General features: G+C 63.9%; 13 protein-coding genes. 5 read left to right on the top strand and 8 right to left on the bottom strand.

The features are described from left to right. Positions 1-86: 86 nt before the first annotated feature. Genes FOC40_RS08255 through FOC40_RS08235 form a run of 5 tightly spaced genes read left to right on the top strand, consistent with a single transcriptional unit; the run spans position 87 to position 6,644 of the window. Positions 87-1,139: a PhoH family protein gene (locus FOC40_RS08255; protein WP_003794758.1), complete on the top strand. Its 1,053-nt coding sequence runs from the start codon at positions 87-89 to the stop codon at positions 1,137-1,139. Then, on the top strand, positions 1,136-1,585 hold the full coding sequence (ybeY, locus tag FOC40_RS08250) for an rRNA maturation RNase YbeY (protein ID WP_003793159.1): 450 nt from the start codon (positions 1,136-1,138) through the stop codon (positions 1,583-1,585). The genes FOC40_RS08255 and ybeY overlap by 4 nt, the downstream gene beginning before the upstream one ends. Beyond that, positions 1,582-2,937, top strand: a complete 1,356-nt coding sequence (locus tag FOC40_RS08245; protein WP_003794760.1) for a hemolysin family protein — start codon at positions 1,582-1,584, stop codon at positions 2,935-2,937. Before ybeY ends, FOC40_RS08245 begins: the two co-directional genes overlap by 4 nt. Position 2,938: 1 nt before the next feature. Beyond that, the gene (gene era, locus FOC40_RS08240) at positions 2,939-4,177 is read left to right on the top strand and encodes a GTPase Era (protein ID WP_003794762.1); all 1,239 of its coding nucleotides are present in this window, start codon (positions 2,939-2,941) and stop codon (positions 4,175-4,177) included. A 1-nt stretch (position 4,178) separates the two neighbouring features. After that, positions 4,179-6,644: a hypothetical protein gene (locus FOC40_RS08235; RefSeq protein ID WP_003794765.1), complete on the top strand. Its 2,466-nt coding sequence runs from the start codon at positions 4,179-4,181 to the stop codon at positions 6,642-6,644. 95 nt (positions 6,645-6,739) lie between these two features. On the opposite strand, the gene FOC40_RS08230 is transcribed toward FOC40_RS08235, so the two are convergent. The 8 genes from FOC40_RS08230 to FOC40_RS08195 all read right to left on the bottom strand — a co-directional run bounded on the left by FOC40_RS08230 (position 6,740) and on the right by FOC40_RS08195 (position 13,766). Next, entirely contained in the window at positions 6,740-7,414 is a 675-nt protein-coding gene (locus FOC40_RS08230) for a LutC/YkgG family protein (RefSeq protein ID WP_003794766.1), read from the bottom strand. A gap of 1 nt (position 7,415) precedes the next feature. After that, positions 7,416-9,020 carry a LutB/LldF family L-lactate oxidation iron-sulfur protein gene (locus FOC40_RS08225; protein WP_003794769.1) on the bottom strand — a complete coding sequence of 535 codons (1,605 nt, stop codon included), beginning with the start codon at positions 9,018-9,020 and terminating at the stop codon, positions 7,416-7,418. Position 9,021: 1 nt separating this feature from the next. Beyond that, entirely contained in the window at positions 9,022-9,819 is a 798-nt protein-coding gene (locus tag FOC40_RS08220) for a (Fe-S)-binding protein (RefSeq protein WP_003794770.1), read from the bottom strand. 313 nt (positions 9,820-10,132) lie between these two features. Then, positions 10,133-10,693, bottom strand: coding sequence for a hypothetical protein (locus FOC40_RS08215; RefSeq protein ID WP_003794772.1), 561 nt, complete (start codon positions 10,691-10,693; stop codon positions 10,133-10,135). A gap of 20 nt (positions 10,694-10,713) precedes the next feature. Next, a complete protein-coding gene (locus FOC40_RS08210; RefSeq protein ID WP_003794774.1) occupies positions 10,714-11,283 on the bottom strand; it encodes a hypothetical protein in 570 nt (189 codons plus the stop codon). Positions 11,284-11,362: 79 nt separating this feature from the next. Then, positions 11,363-11,908, bottom strand: a complete 546-nt coding sequence (locus FOC40_RS08205) for a hypothetical protein (protein ID WP_003794775.1) — start codon at positions 11,906-11,908, stop codon at positions 11,363-11,365. Between the two features lie 359 nt (positions 11,909-12,267). Continuing rightward, positions 12,268-13,485, bottom strand: coding sequence for a hypothetical protein (locus FOC40_RS08200; protein WP_003794778.1), 1,218 nt, complete (start codon positions 13,483-13,485; stop codon positions 12,268-12,270). Next, positions 13,482-13,766 carry a hypothetical protein gene (locus FOC40_RS08195; protein ID WP_003794780.1) on the bottom strand — a complete coding sequence of 95 codons (285 nt, stop codon included), beginning with the start codon at positions 13,764-13,766 and terminating at the stop codon, positions 13,482-13,484. Before FOC40_RS08195 ends, FOC40_RS08200 begins: the two co-directional genes overlap by 4 nt. Between the last annotated feature and the right edge of the window lie 78 nt (positions 13,767-13,844).

Here is a 13,844-nt window from a genome sequence, read left to right as displayed (position 1 = left end):
GCGTCGCTCCGATGCGTCCGGGGTCACTGCGTGAGAGGGCAACGTGAAGCCTGTGGAGGGGCGCTCCAGCGTAGAATGGAAGCAGTATGACTACGGAGAACACAGCGCCGGCGCTCGCGGCGGCCACCCTCGCACACACCACGGGGCGCGTCACCATCCCCGCAGACATGGACCCGATCGTGGTCCTCGGCGTCGCAGACCAGGTCCTGCGCGCCCTTGAACGCGGCTTCCCGCACGTCCGTTTCCTCGTCACCGGGCGAGAAATCTCGCTGGCCGGCACCCAGGCCGACATCGACGTGGCCGCGGGCCTCCTCGAAGAACTCATCGGCATGGCCCGGCGCGGCACCGCCCTGGACGCCACCGCTGTCGAGCAGGCCGTTGGTCTGCTCGGACGTCTCACCTCGGGCGAAGCCCCCACGGAAGAGATCCTCTCCGCGCGCGGGCGTTCGATTCGCCCCAAGACCCCCGGCCAGAAGGCCTACACGGACGCCATCGACCGCGCGACCGTCGTCTTCGGCATTGGCCCCGCGGGCACCGGCAAGACCTATCTGGCGATGGCACAAGCCGTCCGCCGCCTCCTCTCCGGCGAGGTCCGCCGTATTGTCCTGACCCGCCCGGCCGTCGAGGCGGGGGAGAACCTCGGCTTCCTGCCCGGCTCCCTCACCGACAAGATCGACCCCTACCTGCGTCCCCTCTACGACGCCCTGGGTGACATGCTCGACCCCGAGGCCCTGCCCAAGCTCATGGCCGCCGGCACGATCGAGGTCGCGCCCCTGGCGTACATGCGCGGACGCACCCTCAACGACTCCTTCATCATCCTGGACGAGGCCCAGAACACGACGGTCGGCCAGATGAAGATGTTCCTCACCCGCCTGGGTTTTGGCTCCAAGGTCGTCGTCACGGGCGACGCCTCGCAGATCGACCTGCCCGGCAGCCAGACTTCGGGCCTGTCCGTCGTCGAAAACATCCTCGGCGACATCGACGATATCGAGTTCTGCCACCTGACCAGCGCCGACGTCGTGCGCCACGAGCTGGTCGGCGCGATCATTGATGCCTACCAGCGCTTTGACGATCGAAACGCCGCGCGTCGCGCACGCACGCGCAGCCACAACACCGCACGCAGGGAGTACACGTCATGACCGAGGTCATCAACGAGACCGACTACGAGATCAACGAAGCCGAGTTTTCCGCGCTGGCCGACTACGTGCTCGACCAGATGCATGTCAGCTCCGACGCGGAAGTCAACATCATCTTCATCGAGCCCGAGCCGATGGAAGACCTGCACGTGCGCTGGCTGGACCTGCCCGGCCCCACCGACGTCATGAGCTTCCCCATGGACGAGCTGCGCCCCGGCACGGCGGATCACCCCACGCCCCCCGGCATGCTCGGTGATATCTGCATCTGCCCGCAGGTCGCCGCCCGCCAGGCCGCCGAGTCCGGCCACAGCGCCGCCGAGGAAATGCTCCTCCTGGCCACGCACGGCATGCTGCACCTCCTGGGCTACGATCATGCGACCGACGCCGAGCGCGAGGTCATGTTCGCGCTCCAGCGCAAGCTCCTGCTGACCTTCCTGGCCTCCCGATGATCCTTCCCCTGCAGGCATCCCCGGCCTCGTCGATCCTGGACGTGCCCTCCGTGGCGCTCCTGGTCCTCGCGGTCATCGCCCTGGTGTTCGCGTCTGTCGCCCAGAGCGTCGAGCAGGCCGTCCAGCGCCTAACCCTGGCCGGCGTCGAGGACCTCATCGAGGAACAGCGCCGGAACGCGCGCGTCCTCTACGGCCTCGTCGATCATCGCCAGCGCACCCTGCTGTCGCTGCGCGCCTTCCGTACTTTCTGGCAGGTCGTCTACGCGGTCATGGGCACGATTATCCTGGTCGATACCCGTCTGCCGTGGTGGGCGGTCGCCCTCATTGCGGTGTTGGTGATCGCGGCCCTGCATCTGCTCTTCGTGTCCTTCCTGCCCGCCCAGTGGGGCGCGCGCAACCCCGAGGGTATCGCCCTGGCGGGCACCAGGTTCGCGGACCGCCTTGCGCGTCTTAGCCACCTGGTTGACCCCCTCCTGACCCGCGTGCGCTCCTCGCGCCCCGCCCCCGAGCCCACCGAGGCCCAGGTGCGCGCCGAACTCATCTCCGACCTGCGCGAGATCGTCGATGAGGTCGGCGAGCCCGAGAGCTTTGAGGAAGAGGACCGCGACATGGTCCGCTCCGTCCTGGACCTTGGACACACGCTCGTGCGCGAGGTCATGGTGCCGCGCACCGACATGGTGACCATCGACGCCGACACGCCCGCCCCCTCCGCCCTGCGCCTGTTCGTGCGCTCCGGCTTCTCCCGCGTACCCGTCGTCGGCGATGACGTGGACGACATCCGCGGCATCCTATACTTCAAGGACCTCGTGTCGCGCTGGGAGGCCACGGGCGGCCAGCTCGACATGCGCGCCGAGCAGATGATGCGCCCCGCCGAGTTCGCCGTCGAAATGAAGCCCGCGGACGACATGCTGCGCCAGATGCAGGCAGAACGTTTCCACATGGCCATCGTCATTGATGAGTACGGCGGCGTTGCTGGCCTGGTCACGCTCGAGGATCTCCTCGAGGAGGTCGTCGGCGAGCTGACCGACGAACACGACCGCCACTCCATCGAACCCGAGGAAGTCGAGCCGGGCGTGTGGCGCGTGCCCGCGCGCTACCCGATCTCCGAGCTGGGCGAGCTCCTCGACCGCGAGATCGAAGACGAGGACGTCGACTCCGTCGGCGGCCTGCTCGCCAAGGCGATTGGGCGGGTGCCCCTGCCCGGTGCGACCGGCACCCTCGCCGGCGTCATAATGACGGCGGAAGAGGCGCGTGGACGCCGCCGCCAAGTCTCCACGATCCTCTGCCGTCTCGACCCCGACGCGCAGCTCCTGACCTCCGATCTCAACCCCGCCGACGACAAGGACAACTGACATGCGATTCCCCTCCGACGATGAACTCATGGCCGGCCCCAACGCCTTCGGCGACGCTCGCATTGAGGTCGCACCCGACGCCGCCGATCCGGAAGCCGACGCTCGTGCGCAGATCGACGTCGGCGTCAGCGACGACACTGAGGACGAGGCCGGGGCGCAGCCCGGCGATGACGAGGACTTTGAAGACTCCGAGGAAGACGAGGACGACGACGAGTACGAGGACCTCGAGGGCCTGGAGGACGAGGAGGACGCCGACCTCGATGCCTTCGAGGCGATGACCTCGCTGGCTTCCCTGCGCGAGGACGCCGCCGCGACCATCGAGATGCCGGACTTCCCGGAGGACTTCCGCGCCGGCTTCGTTTCGATCGTCGGGCGTCCCAACGTCGGTAAGTCAACCCTGACGAACGCGCTGGTCGGGCACAAGATTGCGATCACCTCGGGCCGTCCCGAGACGACGCGTCACAACATTCGCGGCATCGTGCACGGGGACAACTACCAGCTGGTGCTCGTGGACACCCCCGGATACCACCGCCCGCGCACGCTGCTGGGCAAGCGACTCAACGACATGGTGCGCGAGGCCCTCTCCGAGGTCGACGTCGTGCTCTTCTGCCTGCCCGCCGACCAGCGCATCGGCCCCGGCGACCAGTTCATCGCACGCGAACTGCGCGGCATCAAGCGGCCGATCATCGCTGTGGCGACCAAGTGCGACGCCGTGCCGCGCGAGCGCGTCATGAAGCACCTGTTGTCCATCGAAAAGCTGGGGGAGTGGGCCGCCATTGTGCCGGTTTCCTCCGTGGAAGGCAAGGGCATCGACCACCTGCGCGAGGTCCTCGCGCAGACTGTGCCCCTGTCGCCGCCGCTGTACCCCGAGGGTGACGTCACCGACGAGTCCCGCGACACCCTGATCGCCGAGTTCATCCGCGAGGCCGCCCTGGAGGGTGTGCGCGACGAACTGCCGCACTCCCTGGCCGTCCAGGTCGAGGAGATCATCGAGAGGCCGCGTCGCGAGGGCGACGACCGCCCGCCCATGCTCGACATTCACGTGAACGTCTACGTCGAGCGCGACTCCCAGAAGGCCATCATCATCGGCCGCAAGGGAAGCCGCCTCAAGCAGATCGGCACCCAGGCCCGCGCGCACATCGAGGAGCTGCTGGGCCGCCGCGTCTACCTTGACCTGCACGTGCGCACCGCGAAGGACTGGCAGTCCGACCCGAAGATGCTGGGACGCCTCGGATTCTGATATGCCCAGTGTCATCCGCGTGCGCGGCGCCCGCGTCCACAACCTGAAAAACGTGGACGTTGACGTTCCCCTGAACGCGTTCGTCGCAGTCGCGGGCGTGTCCGGGTCGGGCAAATCCTCCCTGGCCCTGGGCACGCTCTATGCAGAGGGATCGCGGCGTTACCTGGAGTCCCTGGCGACCTACACGCGTCGGCGCATCTCCCAGGCTGCCAAGGCCTCGGTCGACGAGGTTGCGCACGTGCCCGCCGCGCTCGCGCTGCGCCAGCGCCCAGGTGTACCCGACGTGCGCTCTACCTTCGGTACGGCGACGGAGCTTCTCAACTACCTGCGCCTGCTGTTCTCGCGCGTTGGCTCCTACCTGTGCCCCAACGGGCACCGCGTCCCGCCCTCGCGCAACGTGGCCCTAGAAGTGCCTCTCACGTGCCCGCAGTGTGCAGCCTCCTTTTACGGCCTCGGTGCGGAGGAGATGGCATTTAACTCGGGCGGTGCGTGCCCGGTGTGTGAGGGGACGGGCGTCCAGCGCGTCGTCAACCGAGCGTCCCTCGTGCCCGATGAATCCCTCACTATTGACGAGGGCGCGGTTTCCCCGTGGGGATCCCTTATGTGGAAGCTCATGAAGGACGTCGCCCGTGAAATGGGTGTGCGCACGAACGTGCCCTTCCGGGACCTGAGCGATGCGGAGAAGGCGATCGTCTACGAGGGGCCCGCCGAGAAACGTCACATCGTCGTCCCCACCAAGACCGGCGGCGCGGAGCTGGACTTCACCTACTTCAATGCGGTCGCCACGGTCGAAAACGCCTTGTCGAAGGCGAAAGATGAGAAGGCCCTCGCCCGCGTGGAAAAATACCTCGTCACCCGCACATGCCCCGCGTGCGACGGCACGCGCCTGGGGGAACGTGTGCGCTCCACGTTGATCGAGGGCATCGACCTGGGCGAGGCCTCGCGCCTCACGCTCACGGAGCTGCGCGAGTGGGTCCAGCGCGTCCCCGGCCTCGTTCCGGATGAGGTAGCTCCCATGGCTCGCGTCATCGTTGAGGAGATGACCGAGCCGATGGATCGCCTCGTGCAGCTCGGCCTGTCCTACCTGTCCCTCGACCGCGCGTCCTCGACGTTGTCCAACGGTGAGCGCCAGCGCATGCTGCTCGCCCGTGCCGTACGCAACCGGACGACTGGGGTCCTCTACGTGCTGGACGAGCCGACCATTGGCCTACACCCCTCCAACGTCGACGGCGTCCTGGCGATCATCCGGGAACTCCTCGCCGACGGGAATTCCGCTGTCGTCGTCGACCATGACACACGTGTCCTCGCAGCCGCGGATCACCTGATCGAGATCGGACCCGGAGCGGGAGTGGACGGTGGTAGCGTCATCTTCCAGGGCCCCATCAACGAGGCCTCCCACGCCCCCGCGTCCCGCATCGGCCCGTACATGGCTGGGGTCCGTCGGGTTGAGCGTGCAGCGGGGGAGTCGGATCAGGGCGCGGATATCGATGGGCGCGGTGTGCTTCACCTGGAGACTAACCAGATCCACACGGTGCGGCCCCTGAGTGTTGATATTCCGCTGGGTTCGTTGACGGCCGTCACGGGCGTCAGTGGGTCGGGTAAGACGACACTCGTCCTTGAGTCGCTAGTTCCCGCGCTGCGTGCGCGCCTTGCAGGTGAGCCTTTGCCCGCGCACGTGCGCGACGTGGATGCCGCCGGTATCTCACGGGTGAACCTGATCGACGCGACGCCGATCGGAGTGAACGTGCGCTCGACCGTGGCCACGTACTCCGGTGTCCTGGATGAGCTGCGCCGGGCGTTTGCGCGTACCGAGGAGGCGCAGGCTGCTGGGCTGAAGCCCGGGGCATTCTCGTACAACACGGGTTCGCTTCGATGCCCCACGTGTGACGGTACCGGGCAGATCACCCTGGATGTGCAATTTTTGCCTGACGTGGACATTGAGTGCACAGATTGTCGAGGGAGCCGCTACGGCGCGCGGGCGTCGCAGATCCGCCGCGATGGGCTGAGCCTGCCCGATATCATGGCGATGAGCGTGGACGAGGCACGGATGGCCGTGCGTGGGCTGAAGAAAGCGGGCGCGCTCCTCGAGACCCTGGCCGGCCTCGGCCTGGGCTACCTGACGCTGGGGGAGGCCACTCCCGCCCTCTCTGGTGGCGAGGCCCAGCGCCTCAAGCTTGCCTCCGAAATGGGTAGGCGCCAGGAGGGCACTCTCTTTGTCTTCGACGAGCCGACGATCGGCCTGCACCCGTATGATGTGCAGGTCCTCCTGAACGTGCTCCAGCACCTCATTGAGCGTGGAGCGACGGTCCTCGTCATCGAGCATGACCTGGACCTGATCCGTTGCGCTGACTGGGTCATTGATATGGGCCCGGGCGGCGGCATTGAAGGTGGTCGTATCGTCGCGCAGGGCACTCCGAGCGATATCGTGGACAGCGAGGCCTCGGTGACGGGACGCTACCTGCGCTGAGACTCTGTCGCAGGGGAAACATCAGGTGGGTCTCGGCCCAGATAAGCATGGTGCCCGGCTGCCGTGAGGCAGCCGGGCACCGTGTTGTGATTAGGTCACTTGACGATGACGACTCGCAGGAAGCGGGGGCCGTGCACGCCGTTGACGCGGACCAGCTCGATGTCGGAAGTTGCCGAGCCGCCGGCGATCCAGGTCATCGGACGGGTCGGGTTCTTGCCGAGGATCTCAACGGCCTGGGGCACCGTGGGAACGATGTCGGACGCCTTGAGCACGACGACGTGGGTGTCGGGCACGAGCGAGATCGCGCGGCGACCCTGGTCGGGCTCACCGTCGAGGACGATCGTGCCGGACAGGGAGATCGCGACGCGGCAACGCGTGACGACGGCGTCTATCTCGTCCAGCTCCAGCGTTGGGATCGCCTGCTCGCGGGAATCCTCGCGCACCGTGCGGCCGTCGCGGGCGGCGGCCTTCTTGAAGGCTTCGTCCAGGCCGGTGGGGACCACGACGGAGGTGGCCTTCTGGTCGGCCAGGAACTTCGAGATCGCGTCGGCGACCTCGGACTCCTTGGAGACCACGACGACCTGCGCGGAGTAGTCCTCGAGTGTCTCGATCATTTCCTCGATGACCGCATCGGAACCGGGCGCGTGCTCGGTGGAGCGGATGTAGTCGCGGGGAATCGGGCGCACCGGACGGCCCTGCTGAGAACGAGAGATGGCGTCGCGTGCGCGAGCCAGGATCGCGGTCTTCGCGTCCATGGTGGTGGTGCTCATGTCACGCCTCCTTAGGGGTCGTGTTGGTGGTCATGCCATGCTCGGACGCGAGCGGGATGCCCGTCGCTGGGGCGTCGGTGCGAGGCGCGTTGGCGTCGGAATCCTTGTGGGTGCGCTTCCACCACTCGCGGAAGGTCTCCTTGGGAGCGACCGGCAGGTCGCGCGCGCGGGTCCACAGCGAGGCCGGGAAGGGCAGTGCGCCGATGGCGCCCTTCTTCGCAAAGAGGCGTGTCGCCTTGGTCGGCACGTTCGCGGCCTTCCACAGCTTCGCGTTCGACATGACCGGGGTAGAGAGGCCCATCGCGAGGTCCCACACGTCCGGCACAAGGTTGCGCTTGACGTCAACCGTGCGCGCACGCATGTGAATAAGGATCGTGGGGATGTCGATCTTGACGGGGCAGACCTCGCCGCAGGCTCCACACAGGGAGGACGCGAAGGGCAGGGTGTGCACGGGATCGTGCTCGTCGAGGCCCTGGGTGAGCTGCGGGGTCAGGATTGCGCCGATAGGGCCCGGGTAGACGGAGCCGTAGGCGTGGCCGGAAGTGTGCTGGTACACCGGGCAGATGTTCATGCACGAGCCGCAGCGGATGCATGCGAGGGCCTGGCGTCCGATCGGGTCGGCGAGGACCTTGGTGCGGCCGTTGTCCATGAGGATGAGGTGGAATTCCTGGGGGCCATCGCCGGGGGTGACGCCCGTCCACATGGAGGTGTAGGGGTTCATACGCTCGCCGGTGGCGGAACGAGGCAGGAGCTGGGAGAAAATCTCGATGTCCTGGAAGCGGGGGACCAGCTTCTCGATGCCCATCAGGGTGATGAGCGTGTCGGGCAGGGTCAAGCACATGCGGCCGTTGCCCTCGGACTCGAAGATGGAGACCGTGCCGGTTTCCGCGACGCCCATGTTGGTGCCGGAGACAGCAACCTTGGCGTGCAGGAACTTCTTACGCAGGTGGGAGCGTGCCGCGGCGGTCAGCTCGGTCGGATCGTCGGAGAGGTCGCGAGGAGCGTCCTCCATGCGATCCAGGAAGATGCCACGAACCTCGGAGCGGTTGCGGTGAATCGCGGGGACCACGATGTGGCTGGGCATGTCGTCGGCCAGCTGGACGATCATCTCGGCGAGGTCGGTCTCGCGAGCGTGAATGCCCTGGTCCTTCAGGTACTCGTTGAGGTTCGTCTCCTGGGTGGCCATGGACTTGACCTTGACGACCTCGTCAACGCCCTTGGACTTGATGATGTCTGCGATGATGCGGTTGGCCTCGTGCTTGTCGCGCGCCCAGTGGACGATGCCGCCGCGGGCGGTCACGTTGCGTTCGAACTCTTCGAGGAGCTCGGGCATGCGGGACTCGACCTCGAACTTGACGGCCTCGGCGGCGTTACGCAGATCCTCCCAGTCCGGCATCTCCGCGACGCGCTGTCCGCGCTTGGTACGGATCGTACGGGTGGCGTGACCCAGGTTGCGGCGCATCTGGGTGTTGGCCAGCGTCTTGTGGGCGCCTTCCGGGAAGGTGGGGCCCCAGCGGAGGGTGTCCTCGGGGATGGTGACGGTGGTGCGCCATCCGCCGGTGTGCGACTCGGGGGCGGAGGGCATTCCGATGAACGTTGCGGTCATGTCAGATCACCTGTGCGCTTTCGGGTGCGAAGGAGATGTTGCCCTCGAAGGGCTGATCCTTGGTGGATGCCAGGATCTCGGCGAGGTGCATCGGGCGGATGCCCGAGTTGAGACGCGAGAGGCCGCCGCCGACGTGCATGAGGCACGAGTAGTCGCCCATGACGAGGACCTCGGCGCGCGTGGACATCACGTTGGTGACCTTGTCCGCGAGCATCGAGGTGGAGGTCTCGGAGTTCTTCATGGCGAAGGTGCCGCCGAAACCGCAGCAGACCTCGGCGTCGGGCAGGTCGACGAGGGTCAGGCCCTCAACGGCGCGCAGGAGGCGGTAGGGGCGGTCGCCGACCTTGGCGACACGCAGCGAGTGGCAGGTCGGGTGGTACGTGACCGTGTGGGGGAAGTACGCGCCCACGTCCTCGAGGCCGAGAACGTCGGTGATGAGCTCGGTGAGGTCGTAGGTGTGTTCAGCGATGCGCTGGGACTGCTTCGCGAGACGCTCGTCGCCCACGTGCTCGGCGACGACCTTCTGCTCGTGGCGCGCTGCACCGGTGCAGGAGCCGGAGGGGACGACGATAGCGTCCCACTGGCCGTCGAGCACGGGCTCGAACGTCTTGACGTGGTTGCGGGTAATCTTCGCGGCGTCTTCGAAGTAGCCGGTGTTTGCGTGCATCTGTCCGCAGCAGACCTGGTCTTCAGGGAAGACAACCTCGTGGCCGAGGCGTTCAAGCAGGGTCACTGTGGCCTGGGCAGCCTGGGGGAACATGACGTCTGCCAGGCAGGTGGAAAAGAGAGCGATGCGCACTGGGGGATCCTTCCTCGTGGGTGCTGTCCAGCCCAGGTTATGGCTGGGTCCGAGGTCCCAGCGACCGTTTTTGTCCAGACAACTCGGGAGAGGCTGATATATCCGCTTTATCTTGCGGAAAAATCTCTGCCGATAATCAACGAAAATAGGCCTCTCATTGGGCGTTTTAGGACCTTCGGGGCGCGACTTAGCTCAGGGTGAGTTTTCGTTTTTCGGTTTTGCGATGGTTTCGTCTGCGCATACGTTCGCCCCGGCCTCGGAAATGGACGAGGTCGGGGTGCGGTGGAGAGGACGAGTGGGAGGTCCCTGGGGCTCAGGAGTGGCCGAGGGCGGTGAAGACGAGAAGGTGGCAATCTTCGGACATGGCCAACGCTTCTATGTCCATGGGGCCGAAATCGTCGGGAATACTCGACTTATCGGGTGCGAGGGCCTTGTCCGCGAACTCCGGGTCGATCGTCGTGAACTTGCACTCCTGGGGTACGTACTCGTAGAGATGAGGATATATGCCGGGTAGCAGTGTGTTGGTGGTTTCTCCCTCTGCGAGGAGCTGGATCGTCTCGTCGGGGACTGTGGCAACAGCGGTCAGCCAGAACTCGGGGTCCTGTGCGGGGATAAAGGCAAGTGCTGGGGAATACTCGACGACGACGTGCACCTCGCTCGCCTCCATGTTCGGCCAACGTAGGTTCACGGAGTCCATCCGGTCCTGAACTGTTGGCTCTTCATCGCTCTTGTAGACAAATTCGGCGAATCGCGGGTCCTGCGGGTACTGAGTTGGAGCAGCCGTCGGCGTGTTCCTGGGGGTGAAGGGGTTGCACGCGGTGGCGAGAGCCGCGATGGCGAGTAGTGGCACGAGGGCCTTGAGGGGGAGCTTCATGAGTGTCCTGAATATTGGTACTAGGCGTCCAGGCCATCGCCGGTGACGATAATGAGATTGCAGTCGGCAGAGACAGCAAACTCGCGGATCTCGAACGATCCCCATTCTGAATAGATGGCTTCCGGATCAGTGCCGAGGACCTTGTTGGCAACGGCGGGGTCAACGGTCGTGAAAGTACATCCCTCGGGCACGTACTCGTACAGGCTGGGATGGATGCCGGGCAGTAACGATGAAGCGCCGATGTTGTCGTCGACGAGCATGGTGATTGTCGTATCGGGGACTTCGGCAACGCCGGTCACCCAGAATTGGCGGTCGGGTGTCGGCATCCGGGACGCGCCATCCCGAAAATAGGCTACAACAACGTGTCCGGCGGTTGCCCCCAGCTTAGGCATATACGTGTTGAAGACATCGACTCGTTCTTCGACCTTCAGTTCATCAGCTGTGTCGTACGTGAATGCAGAGAAGCGCGGGTCCTGCGGGTACTGAGTTGGAGCAGCCGTCGGCGTATTCTTGTGCGTGAACGGGTTGCAGGCGGTGGTGAGCGCCGCAACCGCAAGCAGCGGCACGATGGTCTTGAGTGAGAGCTTCATGGCTTTCCTTGGCTGGTCCTTTGGACTGTCATTGACGAGGCCGGGGCGCGGTTGAAAACGGAGGGGAGGTCTGTGGAGCTCAGGAGTGGCCGAGTGCGGTGAACACGAGAAGGTGGCAATCTTCGGACACGGCGAGCGCTTGTATGTCCATGGGGCCGAAATCGTGTGGGATCTTCTCCTTATCCGGCGCGAGGGCCTTGTCCGCGAACTCCGGGTCGATCGTCGTGAACTTGCATCCCTGGGGCACGTACTCGTAGAGATGAGGATAGATTCCAGGCAGGAGTGTGTCGGTGGCTGCACCCTCTGCGAGGAGCTGGATCGTCTCGTCGGGGACGGTGGCAACAGCGGTCAGCCAGAACTCGGGGTCCTTGTCGGGGAGGAAACCTGTTTGGCTGGAATAAGCGATGGTGAGGTGCGCCTCGCTCGCCTCCATATTTGGCCAACGCACGTTCACGGAGTCCGTCCGGTCCTTGACGGTGGGCTCTTCATCGCTTCTGAAGACGAACTCAGAGAAACGCGGATCCTTCGGGTACTGAGGTGTTGCCTTGTGCACGAACGGATTGCACGCGGCGGCGAGCGCCGCGACGGCAAGTATCGGAAGGGACAGGCGAAAGACTGCTTTCATTGATCAAGCTCCGAAAAACATCGAGATATACACGTAATTCCCGCAAATGGCCACGTCTGTCGGGTGGTGGCTGATTCCAAGGAAGGATGGCAGGTCTTGGCCCGTGTACCATGTTTCATTATTGAGATGAGCGTGATCTGCGGGCAAGTGAAGCTCCCTGGTATATTCTCCTGCGCAGTGCTCGGCAAGAACGTCACGCCATTCGTTATTTGCACGTGCAAATATTATAAGAAGTCGATCAGACGGGCCGAGCAGTGTTTCCTCCACGATGAGAGTGACATCCCGATCTAGTATTTGAAAATACTCGTGCACGGGAAAGAGCTGGTCTAAGCCATCCGTGGAAAGTAGTTGTGATATCTTCATCGGTTTCTACCCCTGAGTCCTCGTCCGCTCTCGCTTTCTGTGGTATCCGTTGGGAGTGTTGGTGGCTCTTCGCCTACTTTCCAAGTGTATGTCTGAGTCAAACTTCCGCTTGTGTCGAAGCTCTGTGCCCAGCCGAGTTCTTCAAAACGCCCGTTGACCGCGTCAGGTGTTCCTGAGTCGATGTCGGCTTTGTCTCTATCGAAGTTGTATCTATCGCGAGCGTGAACGGTCACTGTTGCGGTGACGGTGTCCCCAGACACCTCGACGTTTGTTGTCGTGTAGTTCGTGTGGCCGCCGATTGTTTTGCGCCAGTTTTCGGTTACCGGATAGGGGCCCTCAGAAGTTGCAGGGGAGTAGAGTGTAGTTTCAGTCATTCCGGCAGAGACCGCTTCATTAGCTGCCTGTAGCGAGTCATTAACGCGCGCGTTGACGCGGTTCCGGACACCAGCATCCTCTTTGTAGGCTCTCTCGTAATCAAATGTCATTGGAGTGCCGGTATTATCCCGGAAATGTGCATAGAAGTTAGCGGCATCCGGGATGTTCTTGATCCCTCGGGCACCGATTTCAAGCATCGCTTTCCATTTCCACCAATTGTAATGGTCCTCAGGAGTGTCCTGCCCCGCTTTCGAACCATGAGGAAAGTCATTGTCCCAGGCTATGGTTCGGTCGGGTTCGATAGTCGAGAACCCGCCCGATGTTGTAAAAGGCTGGACATCTGAGCCGGAATCAAGAGAAGCTTGAAGGTCGTATCGTTCAAACGTTTCTACGAGCGCAGTGAGTCGTTGCTGCTTAGTGGCAGCTGCGATGAATTTTGCACCAATGTAGACCGGAGAAAGCATTGCGAGCATCGTGTCCGAGGGACGGATTGTCCAGACATTGGAAACGGCAAAACCATCGAGTTCTACTCCGTTAACGTAATCGATAACGTTGCGTTGGAGCTGCTGCTTGTTGGTGCGGTAGGTGGTGAGGGCCGCCTGCGTCTGTTGGATCGCAGTCATGTGAGCGTTGATCCGCTGCTCGAGCGTGTCCAGCTTGGAGATCATCGCCTGGGCGCTCTGTCCCTGCATGTTTGAAGAAAGTATCTCCTTCGCATGGGCAATGTCGTCTAACTTCTCCCGATTGGCTCGCAGCTGCTTGTCGAGGCTTTCAATCGCGGTTGTAAAAGACGATAGGTCAAGCGCGTATAGTTCAGTTTTCGTGACCATCTGTGTCATCCCTCGTTGGACGCGTTGAAGGAACTGGCGATCGTGTTCTCCATGTCCTCAAATGCCTGGAGCGTCTCCAGCATGTCGGAGTGCATTGCCTTGAGTTCGTCCTGGATGGCGGTCTCTTCGTCGTTGAGGTCATTGATCGGCTTGCTGACCCGTTGCGCGTAGACATGGCTGCAGGGATCCCCCGTAGGAGGAGTCACCTCGGTGCAGGTTGCTGCTTCGTCGACGTACTGCGCGGCCGTGCGTAAGGCATCGCTCGAAAAACTCAAGTCGGGCACTGCCATCTCCCCTTTGTCCGTACTTCTGTTAGGAGCCTACAAGGGGGAGGTCCCGGGAAGCAACTTGCTTCCCGGGACCTCCCG

The sequence above is a fragment of the Schaalia odontolytica genome, from assembly GCF_009730335.1.
GTDB classification, from domain to species: Bacteria; Actinomycetota; Actinomycetes; order Actinomycetales; family Actinomycetaceae; genus Pauljensenia; species Pauljensenia dentiphila.
Note: the sequence above shows the minus strand (reverse complement) of the source record. Positions and strands in the feature narration are given on the sequence as shown.